13 protein-coding genes are annotated in these 15543 nt (G+C 63.7%); 2 read left to right on the forward strand and 11 right to left on the reverse strand.

Translation table 11 applies throughout. The features are described 5' to 3' along the window. The first annotated feature begins 2 nt into the window (after nucleotides 1–2). Nucleotides 3–1925, forward strand: a complete 1923-nt coding sequence (locus ROSMUC_RS19950; protein ID WP_037276619.1) for a glycosyltransferase family 2 protein — start codon at nucleotides 3–5, stop codon at nucleotides 1923–1925. 122 nt (nucleotides 1926–2047) lie between these two features. Here ROSMUC_RS19950 and ROSMUC_RS19955 read toward each other — a convergent pair whose 3' ends face one another. From ROSMUC_RS19955 to ROSMUC_RS19975, 5 genes are all read right to left on the reverse strand, one after another. Beyond that, nucleotides 2048–3883: a matrixin family metalloprotease gene (locus tag ROSMUC_RS19955; RefSeq protein WP_037276620.1), complete on the reverse strand. Its 1836-nt coding sequence runs from the start codon at nucleotides 3881–3883 to the stop codon at nucleotides 2048–2050. 239 nt (nucleotides 3884–4122) lie between these two features. Further along, nucleotides 4123–6627: a calcium-binding protein gene (locus tag ROSMUC_RS21620; RefSeq protein ID WP_037276621.1), complete on the reverse strand. Its 2505-nt coding sequence runs from the start codon at nucleotides 6625–6627 to the stop codon at nucleotides 4123–4125. A gap of 197 nt (nucleotides 6628–6824) precedes the next feature. Further along, nucleotides 6825–7187 carry a hypothetical protein gene (locus ROSMUC_RS19965; RefSeq protein WP_037276623.1) on the reverse strand — a complete coding sequence of 121 codons (363 nt, stop codon included), beginning with the start codon at nucleotides 7185–7187 and terminating at the stop codon, nucleotides 6825–6827. After that, nucleotides 7177–7494 carry a hypothetical protein gene (locus tag ROSMUC_RS19970; protein ID WP_037276625.1) on the reverse strand — a complete coding sequence of 106 codons (318 nt, stop codon included), beginning with the start codon at nucleotides 7492–7494 and terminating at the stop codon, nucleotides 7177–7179. Before ROSMUC_RS19970 ends, ROSMUC_RS19965 begins: the two co-directional genes overlap by 11 nt. 12 nt (nucleotides 7495–7506) lie before the next feature. Beyond that, nucleotides 7507–8826 carry a DUF2793 domain-containing protein gene (locus ROSMUC_RS19975; RefSeq protein WP_052115459.1) on the reverse strand — a complete coding sequence of 440 codons (1320 nt, stop codon included), beginning with the start codon at nucleotides 8824–8826 and terminating at the stop codon, nucleotides 7507–7509. Nucleotides 8827–9147: 321 nt separating this feature from the next. On the opposite strand from ROSMUC_RS19975, the gene ROSMUC_RS19980 reads away from it, so the two are divergent. Continuing rightward, nucleotides 9148–10092, forward strand: coding sequence for an ABC transporter substrate-binding protein (locus ROSMUC_RS19980; protein ID WP_037276892.1), 945 nt, complete (start codon nucleotides 9148–9150; stop codon nucleotides 10090–10092). 162 nt (nucleotides 10093–10254) lie between these two features. Here the strand turns inward: ROSMUC_RS19980 and ROSMUC_RS19985 are convergent, their stop codons facing one another. The 6 genes from ROSMUC_RS19985 to ROSMUC_RS20010 are packed head-to-tail and all read right to left on the reverse strand — an operon-like array spanning nucleotide 10255 to nucleotide 15450. Continuing rightward, nucleotides 10255–10950: an ABC transporter ATP-binding protein gene (locus tag ROSMUC_RS19985; RefSeq protein WP_037276627.1), complete on the reverse strand. Its 696-nt coding sequence runs from the start codon at nucleotides 10948–10950 to the stop codon at nucleotides 10255–10257. Continuing rightward, nucleotides 10934–11656, reverse strand: a complete 723-nt coding sequence (locus tag ROSMUC_RS19990; RefSeq protein ID WP_037276629.1) for an ABC transporter ATP-binding protein — start codon at nucleotides 11654–11656, stop codon at nucleotides 10934–10936. Before ROSMUC_RS19990 ends, ROSMUC_RS19985 begins: the two co-directional genes overlap by 17 nt. Beyond that, nucleotides 11656–12588 (reverse strand): branched-chain amino acid ABC transporter permease, encoded by a 933-nt coding sequence (locus tag ROSMUC_RS19995; RefSeq protein WP_037276631.1) that lies wholly within the window; start codon nucleotides 12586–12588, stop codon nucleotides 11656–11658. The genes ROSMUC_RS19990 and ROSMUC_RS19995 overlap by 1 nt, the downstream gene beginning before the upstream one ends. After that, the gene (locus ROSMUC_RS20000) at nucleotides 12585–13511 is read right to left on the reverse strand and encodes a branched-chain amino acid ABC transporter permease (RefSeq protein ID WP_037276893.1); all 927 of its coding nucleotides are present in this window, start codon (nucleotides 13509–13511) and stop codon (nucleotides 12585–12587) included. The genes ROSMUC_RS19995 and ROSMUC_RS20000 overlap by 4 nt, the downstream gene beginning before the upstream one ends. 13 nt (nucleotides 13512–13524) lie before the next feature. Then, nucleotides 13525–14136 carry a hypothetical protein gene (locus ROSMUC_RS20005; protein ID WP_037276633.1) on the reverse strand — a complete coding sequence of 204 codons (612 nt, stop codon included), beginning with the start codon at nucleotides 14134–14136 and terminating at the stop codon, nucleotides 13525–13527. Nucleotides 14137–14163: 27 nt separating this feature from the next. Then, nucleotides 14164–15450 (reverse strand): ABC transporter substrate-binding protein, encoded by a 1287-nt coding sequence (locus ROSMUC_RS20010; protein ID WP_037276635.1) that lies wholly within the window; start codon nucleotides 15448–15450, stop codon nucleotides 14164–14166. Nucleotides 15451–15543 lie beyond the last annotated feature (93 nt).

Genomic DNA, 15543 nt, shown 5'->3' on the forward strand with positions numbered 1-15543 from the left:
ACATGCGGCCAAAGGTTGATCCAGAGGCGGTGGCGCGGCTGCGCCGGTCGCCGTGGTTCGATGCGGCGTGGTATGCGCGCGCTTATGCGGATGTGGCGCGTCTGCCGCTGGACCCGGCCACGCATTATGCCTGGATCGGGGCCTATCTGGCGCGTGATCCGGGGCCGCAATTCGCGGCACGCGCCTATCTTGCTTCCAATCCGGATGTGGCGGCGGCGGGGCTGGACCCGCTGACCCATTACCAGAGCGCTGGGCGGGCCGAGGGGCGTGCGGCGCATCCCGGTGCCGGGCCTGCGCGTGCGCCTGCCGCGTTGCGGCGGCTCCGGCATCTGCGCGATTTGCTGGAAACCGGCGGGCTTGACGCAGGGCCGCGCGCGGCCCTGGCAGAGATGGCCATGGGAGAAGCGGACCCCGAGGCCGCCGCCGGTGCGGCCGAGGCGCTGGGCCTCATGGCCTTGCATCGGGGTGAGGTCGCCGAGGCGCGGGCGTGGTTGGCTCGCCGCCAGGAGATTTCGGCCGCAGCGCTGGCGCGACTGGCGCCGGTGATGGCGATTGCGGCGGCGCGGGATGGGGATAGGGCGGCGGCGGAGGCCTTGGTGGAGCAGGCGCCAGCCTCGCCGGCGCTGCATTTGGCGCGCATCTGGTGGGCGGGCACCGAGGCCGAGGCGCTGAGTTCACTCAACGCCGCGCTGGGGCTGGCCGGTCATGCGCCCGTGGCGCTGGCGGACGGGGCGGGGGCGCTGATGGATCGGCTGATCCCGGCGACACCGGGCGGCGGGGGTGCCGCGCAAGGCCCGCTGGTCAGCGTGCTGATGGCCGCGCATGACAGTGCGGCGACGATTGAAACAGCGCTCCGGGCGATGCAGGCGCAAAGCTGGCGGGCGTTCGAGCTGTTGGTGATCGACGATGCGAGCACGGATGCCACGGCTGACATCGTGGCCGCCCATGCCGCGCGCGATCCGCGTATCCGCCTGATCCGGCTGGCGCAGAACCGGGGGGCTTATGGTGCGCGCAATGCAGGGCTGGCCGAGGCGCGGGGCCGGTTCGTGACGCTGCATGATGCCGATGACTGGTCGCATCCTGACCGGCTACGGCTTCAGGTGGAATTTCTGCTGGGCAATCCCGGCCATGTCGGTTGCCTGAGCCAGCAGGCGCGGTGCCTGCCCGATCTGCGCCCCTGTCGCTGGACCGGCACCGGCGCGCTGATTTTCGAGAACATGACCTCGCTCATGCTGCCCACCGATCTGGTGCGCGACTGTCTGGGGGAGTGGGACGCGGTGCGCGTCTCAGCCGATAGCGAGCTTTTGCGCCGTGTCCGGCATCTCTTTGGCGAGAGCGCTGTTGCTGCGCCAGAAACCGGCCCGCTGGCCCTGCAACGCGCGAGCGGTGAGAGCGCGACGGGGGAGGGGGCCACCGGCATGGACTGGTTCTATTACGGGGTGCGGCGCGAATATTACGAGGCGCAGCGGCACCATCACGCGCGGGCCGCGCATCTGTGGTATCGGCCCGGCGGTGCACGGCCCTTTCCCGCCCCTGCGCGGCTCTGCTCCGGGGGGGCTGAGGTGACATGCGACCGGGTTTACGCGGGGCTGATGACCATGCGGGATGCGGGGGTGACGCAGCTTTTGCACTGGTTGGCCGAGGACCGCGCCGCGGGGCGCAGGGCAGGTCTGGTGCCGCTCTATGATCTGTCGATGTCTGAGGAGGCTGGGCTGTCGCTGCACCCATCTTTGCGGGATCTTGTGGATGGGGTGGCGGTGCGGGTGCTTTGCCATGGCGAGGTGGTGCGCTGCGCCCGGTATCGCCGTCTGCCCGGACAGACCGTGACCGAGCCGCATCGCTATCTGCCGGTTGTTGTGGAAAACGACCAAACCGTGCTGTCACCGGGCGCGGTGCCAGCGCAGGAAGTGACGGAGACGCCTTAGGGCATGTTGCGCCCCGTCGAAAACGCACCCGTCCCGGGCTTGACCCGGGGCCTCGACGAGGCGGCGCAGAGACCCCGGCTCGGGGGCCGGGGCGATGTGACCCGGATCAGATGCAGCCCGCTCTAGAGGAATGTGAAATCGTCCACGGTCAGCTGCGCCGCCGCGATGCCCTCGACGAGGATCGTGTTGCCGTTCACGGTCATTTGCGCGCCCGCCGCCGTGTCGACGATGTTCATCGCCGCAATGAAACCTGCCAGGCCATTGCCACCGTTGGTGATATTGGTCTCGCCCGTGTCGGGATCCACCCGGCGGATGAAGAAGCGGTCGATGCCATCCTCGAAATCGGTGATCACATCGGCCTCACCATCAAAGAAGGACGAGAACACGAACTGATCCGCGCCGTTACCGCCGGTGATCACATCATTGCCGGCCCCGCCATTGATCGTGTCATTGCCCGTGCCGCCGTCGATCGTATCATTGCGCCCGCCGCCAGCGAGGAAATCATTGCCGTCGCCGCCAAGGATGCTGTCATCGCCTTCGCCGCCGCCCACGCGGTCGTCGCCCGCGCCGGCATCAATCGTGTCGCGCCCGGTGCCGCCGCCGATGTCGTCATTGCCCGCGCCCGCGTCGATGCTGTCATTGCCAAAGCTGCCCGACATGCTGTCATTGCCGTCACCGCCCGACAGCGTGTCATTGTCCGCCCCACCCGCGACCACGTCATTGCCTGCGCCGCCCGAAATCGAATCCGCGCCAAAGCCGCCGCCGATGATGTCACCCCCATCGCCACCGTCGATGGTGTCATTCCCCAGACCGCCGCCGATGTTGTCGTTGCCGGGGCCGCCGGACACGAAGTCGTCCCCATCGGAGGCGGAAATGGAATCGTTGCCGTCGCCGCCATCAAGCGAGTCATTCCCCAAACCGCCCCCCAGCACGTCATCCCCGTCACCGCCAAAGAGGGTGTCATTATCATCGGTGCCCGTCAGCCTGTCCGCGATGCCGCTTCCGGTCAGCTGGACGCCAATCGGGCCGCTGATTTCTTCGAACACCTCGGACACCCGGATCGCCTCGTCAGAAAACTGAATCCATTCAACGTCGACCAGCGTATCGGTGCCAAGGTCCGAGACCACCTGTAGCCCGTCCTGAACAACCCTGAACCGAGCCTCGGCGCGCATGATGGCACCCAGAAAGGCCCAGTCGTTCCCGACACCGCCAATCAGCAGGTCATCGCCTGCGCCCCCCTCCAGGGTGTCATTGCCGACCAGACCATTCAGGGTTTCATCCCCGTCCGTTCCGGCGATGTGGTTGCCCAGATTGTTGCCCAGAACGGTCAGTTCTTCGGGATTGTGCAGCAGGGTCAGATCCCTGAGCCCTGTGGGCATGCTATAGACCGCCGCCGCGCCATCCTGCCGGCCATAAATCTCGCGGATGCCCGCGATGTCATCGGCCAGAATATCGGGCTGAGTCAGGATTGAATTCATGATCGCGTCGACGGTTTCGATATGTTCGAGCCCGAGCGCATGACCGATTTCGTGGATCGCCAGCCCTTCGAAGAGCGGCACATCGAAATTCAACGACCGGTCCACATCCAGAAGGATATCCCCGGCGATGGGCACCTCAAGCGGTGAGGGAAAGAACGCAAAGCCCAATGTATTGCCGGGAATCGGGGCAAAGAAGATGCGTATATCGGGGTCTATCTGATCTCCGGCGGCACCGCCGGGGTCTGTAACCTGCACGAACTCGATATTGCCGTAGCGCGACCACTCGGCAAAGGCCATGCGTATCGAGGCCTCGAAATCGAAAGTATAGACCGTGGCCGGATCGACCGAAAAGCTGGTGCCGGCCTGCTCTTCGGTGAACCAGTGTATGTCCTCGCCACTGGGCGCGATGCTCCAGGTCACGACGCCACCCGCCGTGCCGGGTTCGTGCGAGCCCCATTTTGTGCCGCTCAGTTCCGGCATGGTCGCGTTCTCCGATTCCAAGTCCCGGTCTTGATCAAAGCCGCAAACTACACGTTAGAGATGCCTCGTGAAAAGATATCCTTTCGAGAACAATCATTAATGGAGGATGAGGTGTTTGGAGAAGTGGAAAAATCACGCATAACGACGGCCTGCGACAGCATGTATCAGCGCCTGCGGGTCGAGTTGCACATGTATTCAGCACGGCCCGCCCTGTTTCGGGCGAGCCGTCATTGATCGGGTTAGAGGAACTGGAAATCATCCACGGTCAGCTGCGCCGCCGTCACGCCCTCGACGAGGATGGTGTTGCCATTCACACTCATCTGCGCGCCAGCCTCCGTGTCGATGATGTTCATCGCCGCAACGAAACCTGCCAGACCGTTGCCGCCGTTGTCGATATTTTGAAGCCCGGTGTCGGGATCGATGCGGCGGATGAAGAATTCGTCGATGCCATCCTCGAAATCGGTGATCACATCGGCCTCGCCGTCAAAGAAGGACGAGAAGACGAATTGATCCGCACCGGTGCCGCCGGTGATCTGGTCATTGCCGGCGCCTGCGTTGATCGTATCATTGCCAGCGCCACCGTCGATGATGTCGTCACGGCCACCGCCGGCGAGGAAGTCGTTGCCGTCGCCGCCCGAGATGCTGTCGTCGCCTTCGCCGCCACCGACGCTATCGTTACCGGCCCCTGCATCAATCGTGTCGCGCCCGGTGCCGCCGCCGATGTCATCCGCGCCGCCGTTGCCAAAGATCAGATCATTGCCAAAGCTGCCCGACATGCTGTCGTTGCCCTCGCCGCCCTCGAGCGTGTCATTGCCCGCGCCGCCCGCGACCACGTCATTGCCGTTGCCGCCCGAGACGAAATCATTGCCAAAGCCCGCGCCGAGCACGTCATTGCCGTCATTGCCAAAGATCGTGTCGTCGCCGAGACCGCCGCCGATGCTGTCATCGCCCGGACCGCCAAAAAGGGTGTCATTGCCATCCGAACCGGAGACGTTGTTGTTGCCGCCACCGCCGGAGTCGATGTTGTCATTTCCATCCCCCCCCGCGAGCGTGTCGTCATTGACCGTGCCGATCAGACTGTCATCGCCATCGGTGCCCACGATCTCTTCGCCGGGGATGCCCGCCCCGTTGATCAGGTCATCCGCACTGATGAGGAGGTCGTCGAACTGGAAAAACTCGACCGAAGTGAAGAAATCCGTGCCATCGGCAGAGATGATCTGAATGCCGCCATTGATGACCGAGACCCGCGTGTCGGCGCGGTTCACCGCGAGAACGGCGGTATCGCTACCATCCTCGCCGTCAATGCGATCATCCCCGAGACCGCCCACAAGCCGGTCATCGCCGGACCGCCCCTGAAGCCGGTTGGCACCACCGTCCCCGATGAGGATATCGTTGCCGAACGACCCGCGCACATTCTCGAAGCCCGAGATTTGATCGCTGAACGTGCCGCCGCCCGTGAGCGTGCCCGTTGCGCTGTTGGTCGAGAGGTCGACCGCGACTGACTCAACCGTTCCAAAGTCATAGCGCAACCGGTCGGTGCCGCCGCCCCCCTCGACCGTGTTGTTGGTGCCGCCGCCGTAACGGAAGGATTCGTCCGCGTCGGAGCCGATCATGCGATCGTTCCCGCCTGACCCGGTGACTTCCCACACACTGTTGGTGCCGCCGATCACCTCGGCATTGCCGAACCCGTCATTGGCGATCTGTCCCGTGGCGAGGTTGATATCAATGCCGTTGCCATTGCGGAAATCCAGCCTCACAAAGCCCGAGCCATTGATGGTGAAGCTGTCCACGCCCGCGCCGGGGCGCAAAGCCATCCATTGGTCGGCACCCGGCGCGACAACAAAGCTGTCGTTGCCGCCTGTGCCGACGATCTGAAGGCCGCCATTTGTATTTCCGGCCAAAAGCGGCAGTTCGACATTGACGAGCGTGTCGGTGCCATTTGCCCCTTTGTTTACAGTGCCGGTATTCGCCGCCCCGTCGATTGCGACAGAGATCGGCGCATTCAGCCCGCCGTATCCCAGAACGACAAACCCGTTTTGCCCGTCATTGCCGGAAAAGTCGATCGTATCGTTGCCCGTGCTTGCCCCGACGAAATCGCCGTTGGGTGTCGCATTGCCGGTCAGGATCAGGTCATTGCCGGGGCCGCCGTCGAGTTCGTCATCGCCGTCGAGCCCGTTCAGCGTGTCATTGCCAGTGCCGCCAAGCAGGGTGTCGTTGCCATCGGTACCTGTGAACAGCTCGCCGTCGGGCAGCACCGAAACACTCGTGTTATCGAAACCGTTCAACGGGATCGTCTGATTCGGCGCAAATTCGCCAGAGGTGACGGCCCCGCCGCCGGTGATCGACGACTCAAGAGCGTTGAACCCGGCCAATGTCGTGGGCAGGCTCACGCCGGGATCACCGCCGATCTGGAAAATATAATCCGCATCTGACGCTTCATCAAAAAGTCCCAGAACGATAAGCGTTCCCGCCGTTGTCTGGACAAACCCTAGCGTCAACTCGAACGGGTCTCCCGCGTCGCCGGTAAGATCGAGGCCATCCAGGCGCGCCACCGTGACGTCGGCATCATTGTTCAACTCGATCACTGGCAAAAGGTCTTCGGGGCTTGATAGTCCAAGGACACGATAATTGAACACATCGCCTGTGATCGCGAGTTCGAACTCTGTGGGGGCTACTGCGACGGCATTGCCTGCTGGCGTTCCATCGTACTGCACTCGAATGCCTGAAACAGTAAACAGGTTCATGGCTGTGTCCTTCCTGAAATCGTCTGTTTTTCAAGTTTTAGTTTTGGCATCACGAAAACGTGTTATCAACCAGTTTCCCAATATTTACAGGATTGCAGCCTAGGGTTGATAGCAAAAAAGGGGCGCTTTGGGCGCCCCCTTTGTCGAGATTTTTTGATCGGATCACAGGGTCGTAAAGGGGGGCGGTGCGTGGCGCCTCAGAACCGCCCTGCCAATTCGATCACGCCATCGGGCACTTCTGGCCAGACTGGATCGGTGCCGGACAGGATTGCGCGGCGGCATTCGGTCTGCATCGCCGCGACCCATGCTTTCCACATTTGCGCCAGCGTCAGGTCGCCTTCTTTCAGGCCAGAGGCCGCGAGGGCATCAGCGCGCGGGGCACCATCCAGCACGGCGGCGGTGAACACGATTCCGGCCTGCGCGATGTTCATCTGCGTGGTCTCAGATCCGACAGCGAGGATGCGCGTGCGGCACTCGGCCTTGATCGTGGCGCCGCGCACCATGGCGGCGGTCTGGGCCTTGGCCTCGGCGGTAATCGCTTGGGTAAAATCAATCTGCATCGGGTGTCTCCATGGCGTAGGGAGGCAATGTCACGGGGCCGTTGCCTGTGAGGGTGAGGGGCGCGGGAAAGAGCGTTTCTTGCGGCGCGTTGGCCCCGTGAGGCAAGACGAGCGACAGGCGCAGCGTGCCGTCCACCCGCTCGACCGGGCCTGCGAACCAGTCGCTTGCGATTGCCTCGCGCGGCAGGGTTGCGCCATCCGGCAGGGGCGTGAAATCGAACACCTCGCCATTGATCGTGAGCGCATCGCCAGTGCGGCTCAGCGTGAGGGGGGTGTCGCGGCGGGCGGGGGAAAGGGTGATCTGCATGGGGTGCCTCCTTTAGAACCAGCGGCCAATGGCAAAAACGTTAGATACCGGCGCGGTGGCGACAGGTGTAAATCTCTCGGCAATGAGCGATGCCGCAGTGTTGCTTGCGACAAAGGACGACACCCAGACTTTTCCGACGTTCGTGCATGCGCCGCCGATGGATGGGGTGATGCCGGGTGCGAACCCGGCGGGATAGGTCCAATTTGTCGATGTGGCGCCGGAGAAGCCCGCGCCATCCGCGACGTTCGGAGCACCGAGGGTAATCTGACGTGTGCAAATCTGTGTGCCGTCCGCAAAGCGGACATATTCGCCGTTGGCATTGCTGCCCCGCTCGATGACCGCCCCCGTGGGCACGCCATTGGATTGGCTCACGGCGCCCAAAACCGAGTTTTGATGGTAGATTTCTCTCCACTGGTGCCATGACCCGCTTGCTGGTGGGGCGTCTGACACATATCGGATCGCAGTGCGCCCGCTGCTATGCTCGTAGGCGAGCTGAAGCGTCCGTGATGCATTGGTGGAGATGACCAAAACCGCCCCACCCTGCGAGAACGGCTTGTTGGCAGCTGCACCCGCATAGTTGTAAAAGCCGGCAAGTGCTGCATCATTCAGATCCGTGACCGAAGGTGGAATGGATGCCAGCAATCCCCCCGCCCCGGTCAAGAGCACCCGGCCGGCTGTGGCATCGGTTGGATTTGATTGCACACCGGCACCGCCAAGATGCCCGGTCTGAGCATTGACGCGAAGCGCCTCGGTCCAGGTGGCACCATCGGCGCTGACCTTGATGGTAAAGTCATCCTGCCCGGCGATGCCCATTTCCGCACGGCCCGAGAATCCCGTCTGGAAAAGCAGGCTGGCGGTGGCAGCAGCGGTGGCCTTGTTGATCTTGAGCTGATGGCCTTCTCCGGCATGGCTGAGCAAGGTCGCCCCCGCCGCCACGCTCAGACGGTTGAGCGCATCGGCATCCGTGGCAATGCCCAGCCTCTCGATCCGTTCTGGAAAACGCTGCCAGGCGCCCTCTTGGTAAAGACGCAGATCGGCGGTGCCGCGCGCGGTCGCGATCCAGCCCTCTTGCGGTGCGACAAAGGTCCAGGCCTCGCCGAGGAAGACGGCGATTTGCCCGTCCTGCCCGGCCCAATCCCCCATCGCCCCTTGACCCAGCGCATAGCGCGCGCCGGTCTCGGGGGCGGTCGGGGGCTCTGTCGCCTCGAACCCGTCCAACGCCATTTGGACCAACAGATCCAGCCGCTGCACAGCCTCATTATGGGTCACATGCTTTTGCGCCTGTGACGGGGCGATAAACGGCAGGTCTAGGCGGGCTGATACATCCGACATCGGTCTCTCCAGAACGGTTGCGCAGCGGAGAGACTCGGAAAAGGGGCTTACCAACCCATTAACACAGGGGTCGGGTGCAGGGTATCTAGCAGATTACGTTGAGAAATTCGGCTTGACCATATCCCACCAACCGCAGAGGATGCCCAGTGTCAGGGCCCGTGCGAAAAGGGATGCAGCCTGCGCCTGACATGCTAATCTGTTGTGGGAATCGGAAGGCCGCCACACATTACTCCAAACCGCTATTTCAGCACGACGCCTTTCGTTCTGACCGTTAGATATGACTGAGGGTCACTGACCCTCGCTTTGACCAAGGAGTTTGAGATGAAATCCACCTGCTGCGCGCTTGCGCTCTTTGCCCTTGCCCTGCCCGTATCGGCGGCGGATCTGGGAAAATCCGAAGAGCCCATCAAACTGGCGCTGACGCAAGAGACCAGCGCCCAGATCACCGCGCATGTGGCGGGGGAAATGCTCAAGGCGGCGGGCTATACGGTCGAGTTTGTGGCGGTCGAGGATATGGCCGTGTTTCGCCAGATGGGTCGGGGCAATATCGACGCCAATCTCGAGATTTGGCCCGCCAATGCCGCGCCGTCCTATCGGGATATGGTGATGGATCGCGAATTGGTCGAAATGGGCGAATTGGGTCTGACCTTGAGCGAGGGGTTGGCCTATCCCGCGCATATGGAGGCGACCTGTCCCGGTCTGCCCGCGCTTGATGCGCTGCGCGCCTGCACGGCGGCCTTTGCCACCGATGGCGGAACGCCTGTGCTGATCGACTATCCAAGCGATTGGGACGGTCAGGGGGCCGATCTCATGGCCGCGCTTGATCTGTCCTTTACCGCGACCCCAGCGGCGTCGGAAGCAGCACTCGTCGAGGCATTGGTCAAGGCGAGCACCGATGGAACGCCCGCGCTTGCGATGTTCTGGCAGCCGCATTGGGCCGTAGCAGCGCATGATCTGCGCTTTGTGGAATTGCCCGAGGCGGAGGCCGCCTGTTTCGAGGACGCAAGCTGGGGGCCGAACCCGAATGCCGTGGGCGATTGCGGGTTCCCGACAATCACTTCGGTCAAGGCCGTTATCAAAGGGTTCAAGCCGCGCTGGCCCGCCGCCTATATCCTGATCGAGAATTTCCAGATGGATAACGACACCCTTGCCGCGCTTCTGACCGCAGTCGAGCGCGATGGCCGCCCGGTCGCTGACGCCGTGGCAGATTGGGCCGCGGCGAATGAAGAAAGCTGGCGTCCGCTGGTGGAGAGTGCCACCAACTGAAGACATTGGCGGGTGCGGGGCGGTGTTGTGCCCCGTTCCCACCCGACAATGTGGAAGAAGAGCGGTCTGCTTTTGGTCTTGAGCAGACAGTAGCCCCAATCATTTTCGTGCGGCTCTGTGCTTGGGGTCAGCGTTTCCCTCAACCCCACCTAAGAAACCGCGCTACACCCCCACATAACGATCCACGAGGCTGCGGTTGGCGCGCAAGTCATCGGCGGTCATCACCGTCCCGCCTGTGCCATTCTCGAGAAAGGCCACCCGGTCGGCCAAATCGAGCACGGCATCAACCCGTTGCTCGACCAGGAGCACGGCAACGCCCGCCTCGCGCAGCCCGACAATGACATCGCGAATGGCGGCAATCATCGAGGGCTGCAAGCCTTCGGTCGGCTCGTCGAGCAGAAGAACCTGAGGCCGCAGGCAGAGCGCGCGCGCCATGGCGAGCATCTGCTGTTCACCCCCCGAGAGAGTCTGCGCCTTTTGGCCCAGCCGTTCGCGCAGGCGCGGAAAGCGCGTCAGCACCTCTTCGCGCACCTCCGGACCGCTCTGGCGGGCCATCAGGCCGATTTCGAGGTTCTGCGCGACGCTGAGGTCGGTAAACAGCCGTCGCCCCTGCGGCACATAGCCGACCCCGGCGCGCGGCACCTGATGCGCGGGCAGGGCGCTCAGTCGCTCATCCCCCAGCCAGACCGCCCCGGACATGAGCGGCACAAGCCCCATGATCGCGCGCATCACCGTGCTTTTGCCAGCACCATTGCGCCCCAGCAGGCAGAGGATTTCACCCGGCTGCACTTCGAGGCTCAGATCGCGCAGCACCTGTGCACGGCCATAGCCCGCGCTGATCCTATCCAGCCGCAGCATCGGGCAGCCCCCCCAGATAGGCGGCCTGCACTGCCGGGTTGGCATGGATTTCTGCAGGCGTGCCCTCGGCCAGCACCTGACCAAAATTGAGAACCGTGATCCGGTCCGCCAGATCCATCACCACACGCATGTTATGCTCGATGAGCAGGATCGTCGCCTCCTGCGCCACCTCGCGGATCAGGCGTATGAAGCTGTCTATCTCACCCTCGGCCAGCCCCTGTGTCGGCTCGTCAAGGATCAGGAGGCGTGGGGATTGGGCAAGGCCCATGGCAATCTCCAAGAGGCGCTGATGCCCATAGGCCAGATCGCCCGCCTCTTGGTCTGCGCGCTCGGCCAGCCCCACCCGCGCCAGCGCCCTCTCGACCGCTGCGTCAACCGCCGCACCCCGCAGATGCCGCCGCGCGGCCAGCGCCACGTTTTCCCGCGCGCTCAACCGGCCAAAAACCGAGGTGATCTGAAATGTATAGGCCATGCCCAGCCGCATCCGCCGATGCGCAGGCAGCGCAGTAATGTCCTGTCCATCAAAGATCACGCGCCCGGCACTCGGGGTGATCCGCCCTGAAATCATGCCCACCAGCGTTGTCTTGCCCGCGCCGTTGGGGCCGATGAGCGCGCGGATCTCGCCTTTGGGCAGGTCGAAATCCACGCCTTCGACGGCGCGCAACCCGTCAAAATTCTTGGACAATCCCCGCGTCGACAGCAGCATCACGGCAACCCCCGCCAGATCCGCCGCCGTACCTCGCCCATCAACCCCTGCGGCGCAAAGAGCGTCAGCACCACCAGCGCCACACCGGCAATCAGCATATAGGCGGTGGTCACGCCGGAACTGAGGTCAATCAGGTAGAACATGAAGAGCGTGCCGATGAACGGCCCCAGCACCGTGCCGGCCCCGCCCAGGAGCACCCAGAGGAGCGGAAAGATCGAATATTGCACCGAGGCAAATGTCGCCCCGACATAGCCAAACAAGAGGCCATAGGAGGCCCCCGCCGCGGCCGCCATTGTGCCCGACAGGACCATGACCGCGAATTTATGCGCGAATACGTCATAGCCCAGCATGCGCACCCGTTCCTCATTCTCGCGGATCGCCACCAGCACCCGGCCAAAGGGCGACCGCACCAACCAGAGGCAGAGCATCAGGCAGGTGCCAAAGAGCAGAAGCGCCGCCAGATAGCGGTTGCCCTCATCGCTGAGGTTGACGCCCCAGAGCATCCGGTCCGCCTGTTGAATCACGAACCCCTCATCGCCCCGCGTCAGCGCCCCGAAGTAGAGCACGCTGAGGTATCCCGCCTGCGCGAACATCAGCGTTACGATCATAAAGGCCACACCCGCCGTGCGCAGCGCCAGCGCCGCCAGCACGCCCGCCACCACCGCCCCCGCCGCCAGCCCGAGGATCAGCGCCGGCGCGGCGCTCAGCCCCAGATGCTGCACGCCGAGACCCATCCCATACATGCCCGCCGCGAAAAACAGCGCGTGGCCGAGACTGAGCAAGCCGGTATAGCCGAACATGAGATTATAGCCCATCGCGTAACTCGCCAGCACCATCACCCGCGCCAGATTGCCGTGGTGATAGGCGGGCAGGACGAAATGCAGCGCCAGAAGCAGGGCCAAGAGCCCGACGTGCAGGGCATAGACCTTCATGCGCCGCGCGCCCCGAACAGGCCCTGAGGCCGAAACACCAGCACCAGCCCCACAAGCAGCGTCGCCAGTATCTTGGCCAGTGTGGGCGAGAAAAAGACCGAGATGATCCCGTCGCTGAGGCCAATCAGCACCGCCGCCAGAACCGTGCCCGGCAGGCTGCCAAGCCCGCCGATGATCACCACGATGAACGACAGCAAGAGCGGGTCCGCGCCCATCAGGTAATGCGCCTGTTGAATGGGCACGATCAGCACGCCCGCCAGCGCCGCCAGCGCCGCGCCGAGGCCGAACACCCCGGCATAGACCCGCTCGACCGGGATGCCAAAGGCCAGCGCCATCTCGCGATCCGCCTGCGTCGCCCGCATCACAAGGCCGATGCGCGTGCGCGCCATCAGCGCCCAGACCGCGCAGAGCAGCGCCACCGCCGCGCCGATCACCGCCAGCTTGTAAGAGGTCGTGCCCAGCCCCCAGGGCCAGATCATTTGCCAGCCCTCGGCCCCATGTTCAAACCATGGGAGTGCAAGCCGCGTGTTGAACGGCGCCTCGACAGGGCGCGCATCCGGGCCATAGCCCATCAACGTCACTTGCTGAATGATGTAGAGCAGGCCGATCGTCGCCACGATGGTGCGCTCCGGGTCATAGTCCAGCCGCTTGAGGATCGTCATGTCGGCGGCCACCGCGAGCGCCCCAACGATCAGCGGCGCCGCCACCAACGCCAATGCAAAGCCGATGGCGGGATGCCCCACCACGCTTTGCGCGATCCACCACGCCAGCACCGCGCCCAGCATGAAAAACTCGCCATGCGCGATATTGACCACCCGCATCACGCCGAAAACGAGGCTGAGCCCAACGGCGGTCAGCGCCAGCACCGCCGCCGTGACCGCGCCTTCGAGCGTGGCCAGAACCAGATACGGGCCTAGCTCCATGCGGGCGGCCACGTCATTGCGCGGCGAACTCCAGACCGCCCATCAGGATGCGGTCATCCTCGGTCAGGGTCACGATCTGGCCATGTTTGCGTTCCAGCGCGCGGGCGACCACCTCGTTGCGTGGCTCCCAGGTATAGTCCTTGTCCCAGGCCACGGGTGCCCAGGTCAGCCGTCCGCCCTTGCGCCAGGGGTCCAGAACGATCCCCTCGCGAAAACTGTCGCCCTTGGCGCTGATGACCGCGGTGCTGTGTTCCAGCCGAAAGGCGTTGTCGGCATTGGCCACGGCGCGGTGCAGATCGAGCGTCTGGAAATTCTCGAGCTTGAGCCGGTCCTCCATGTCCCGCGCCCAATGCCAGCACAGGCCGCGTGGTTTCAGACCCATGTTGACCTTGGTGTTATGCACGATGGGCGGATCGGTGATCTCGTATTCCAGCGCAAGGCGGTGACTGTGTTCATAGGAGATGCGCGCGGCGCGCGCTGCCTCTTCCGGGTCTACCTGCGGCCCAAGGTCAAGGATCGCCGCAGCAAGGCGCGTTACGTCGCTCTCTTCGGGCGGTGGGGGCGGCGCGCCGCACCCCGCCAGAACCGACGACACCAGACCTATTAGAACAAGCCTCCGCTTCACGCTATCGCCCCGTTTGCCAAACCCGTCTCAGAGCGGCTGAGCCGTGTAATCCACCTCATCGGGATAGAGCGTATCCTCGATCGAGGTGCGATGCACGCGCACCAGCTTTCCGCCCTCGACCCGGCTGATATTCTGATGGCCAAAGACCTGATGCGTCTTGCCGTTGAAAATCTTGTCGCCCTGCGGATGCGCCAGGCTCTCAGGCAGGGTGGTCATGGCCTCGACCGCCTCGATCAGCGCGGCGCGGTCCTGCGGTCCGGTATAACTAGCCGCCTCCATCCCCGCCTTGATCACATGCAGCGTTTCCCAGCAGCCGAACATATGCGCATAGGTGGCCACGTCGCGCGGATCACTGACCGATGCACCGTGTTCATTGACCCCCACCGCCGTGCGATAGGCGGTTTCATATTCGCTCTGATCCGCTTGCTGGTTGCGGCACATCCCTTCCCAGAAATAGCTGTTTTCAAGGAACTCGAGGCCGGGGCTGTCAATCGCCACCGCTTCCAGGCTGTCGATAAAGCCAAAGAGCGCCGGACCCTGCCCGCCAAAGAACTCGCCCAGTTCCTTGACGAATGTCAGTACGGCGGGCCCCACCATGACGTGATAGAGAACTTCGGTGTCACGCGGGATCTTGGGGAAATACTTGGTGAAAGAGGTTTCCGAGGGCGGGATCGCGATATGCGCCAGCACCTCGCCGCCCTGCGCCTCGATCGCCTGGGTAAAGAAATCCCGGTGATCATGGCCAAAGGCGAAATCCGGGAACACCATCGTGACCTTCTTGCCCAGATTGGCCGCCACATAGGGGGCCATCGCCTGAACCTGGCTCTTCACATCGGTGATGCCCGGTTGCAGCGTGTAGCGGTTGAGCATGCCAGAGGCGACGTGATGCCCCTCGGAGACCACGAAATACGGCAGCTTCAATTCGCCCGCGCGCGGGGCAGAGCCGATCACGACATGGCTGAAGAGCGTGCCAAAGCCGATGTCGCAGCCATGTTGATTGGCGAATTTCTCGACCACCTCGGCGCCGCGCTTGGGGTCGGTGCCGTCATCCTCGGCGACAATCTCGACCATGCGGCCATTGATGCCGCCGCCCTCGTTGATCAGCTTGACCGCCGCCTGCGTGGTGCGGTCATACCAGCGGCCATAGGCCGCGCCGATGCCGGTGCGATGCACCTGAAAGCCGATCTTGATGGGCGCTGCGGTCTGCGCATGGCTGTAACGCGCCCAAAGCGGCAGGGTTGCCGCCGCGACACCGCCCACCAGCGCCCCGCGTCGCGTGATGCCGGTTTTCTGGCCAGGTTTCGAGGTATTCATCGCGCATCCTCCAGAGATCAGTCGCAGTCAGAGGGCAAATGCCGCACCTGCACACCTTGCGCAACCCCCTTGGGGTTGTCCAGCGCTTACATG

The sequence above is a fragment of the Roseovarius mucosus DSM 17069 genome, from assembly GCF_000768555.3.
Lineage (GTDB): Bacteria > Pseudomonadota > Alphaproteobacteria > Rhodobacterales > Rhodobacteraceae > Roseovarius > Roseovarius mucosus.

Bases quoted from the DNA above. Each gene is read 5' to 3' on its own strand.
- ROSMUC_RS19950 (WP_037276619.1), top strand. From the start codon at position 3: ATGCGGCCAAAGGTTGATCCAGAGGCGGTGGCGCGGCTGCGCCGGTCG.
- ROSMUC_RS19955 (WP_037276620.1), bottom strand. From the start codon at position 3,883: ATGCCGGAACTGAGCGGCACAAAATGGGGCTCGCACGAACCCGGCACG.
- ROSMUC_RS21620 (WP_037276621.1), bottom strand. From the start codon at position 6,627: ATGAACCTGTTTACTGTTTCAGGCATTCGAGTGCAGTACGATGGAACG.
- ROSMUC_RS19965 (WP_037276623.1), bottom strand. From the start codon at position 7,187: ATGCAGATTGATTTTACCCAAGCGATTACCGCCGAGGCCAAGGCCCAG.
- ROSMUC_RS19970 (WP_037276625.1), bottom strand. From the start codon at position 7,494: ATGCAGATCACCCTTTCCCCCGCCCGCCGCGACACCCCCCTCACGCTG.
- ROSMUC_RS19975 (WP_052115459.1), bottom strand. From the start codon at position 8,826: ATGTCGGATGTATCAGCCCGCCTAGACCTGCCGTTTATCGCCCCGTCA.
- ROSMUC_RS19980 (WP_037276892.1), top strand. From the start codon at position 9,148: ATGAAATCCACCTGCTGCGCGCTTGCGCTCTTTGCCCTTGCCCTGCCC.
- ROSMUC_RS19985 (WP_037276627.1), bottom strand. From the start codon at position 10,950: ATGCTGCGGCTGGATAGGATCAGCGCGGGCTATGGCCGTGCACAGGTG.
- ROSMUC_RS19990 (WP_037276629.1), bottom strand. From the start codon at position 11,656: ATGCTGCTGTCGACGCGGGGATTGTCCAAGAATTTTGACGGGTTGCGC.
- ROSMUC_RS19995 (WP_037276631.1), bottom strand. From the start codon at position 12,588: ATGAAGGTCTATGCCCTGCACGTCGGGCTCTTGGCCCTGCTTCTGGCG.
- ROSMUC_RS20000 (WP_037276893.1), bottom strand. From the start codon at position 13,511: ATGGAGCTAGGCCCGTATCTGGTTCTGGCCACGCTCGAAGGCGCGGTC.
- ROSMUC_RS20010 (WP_037276635.1), bottom strand. From the start codon at position 15,450: ATGAATACCTCGAAACCTGGCCAGAAAACCGGCATCACGCGACGCGGG.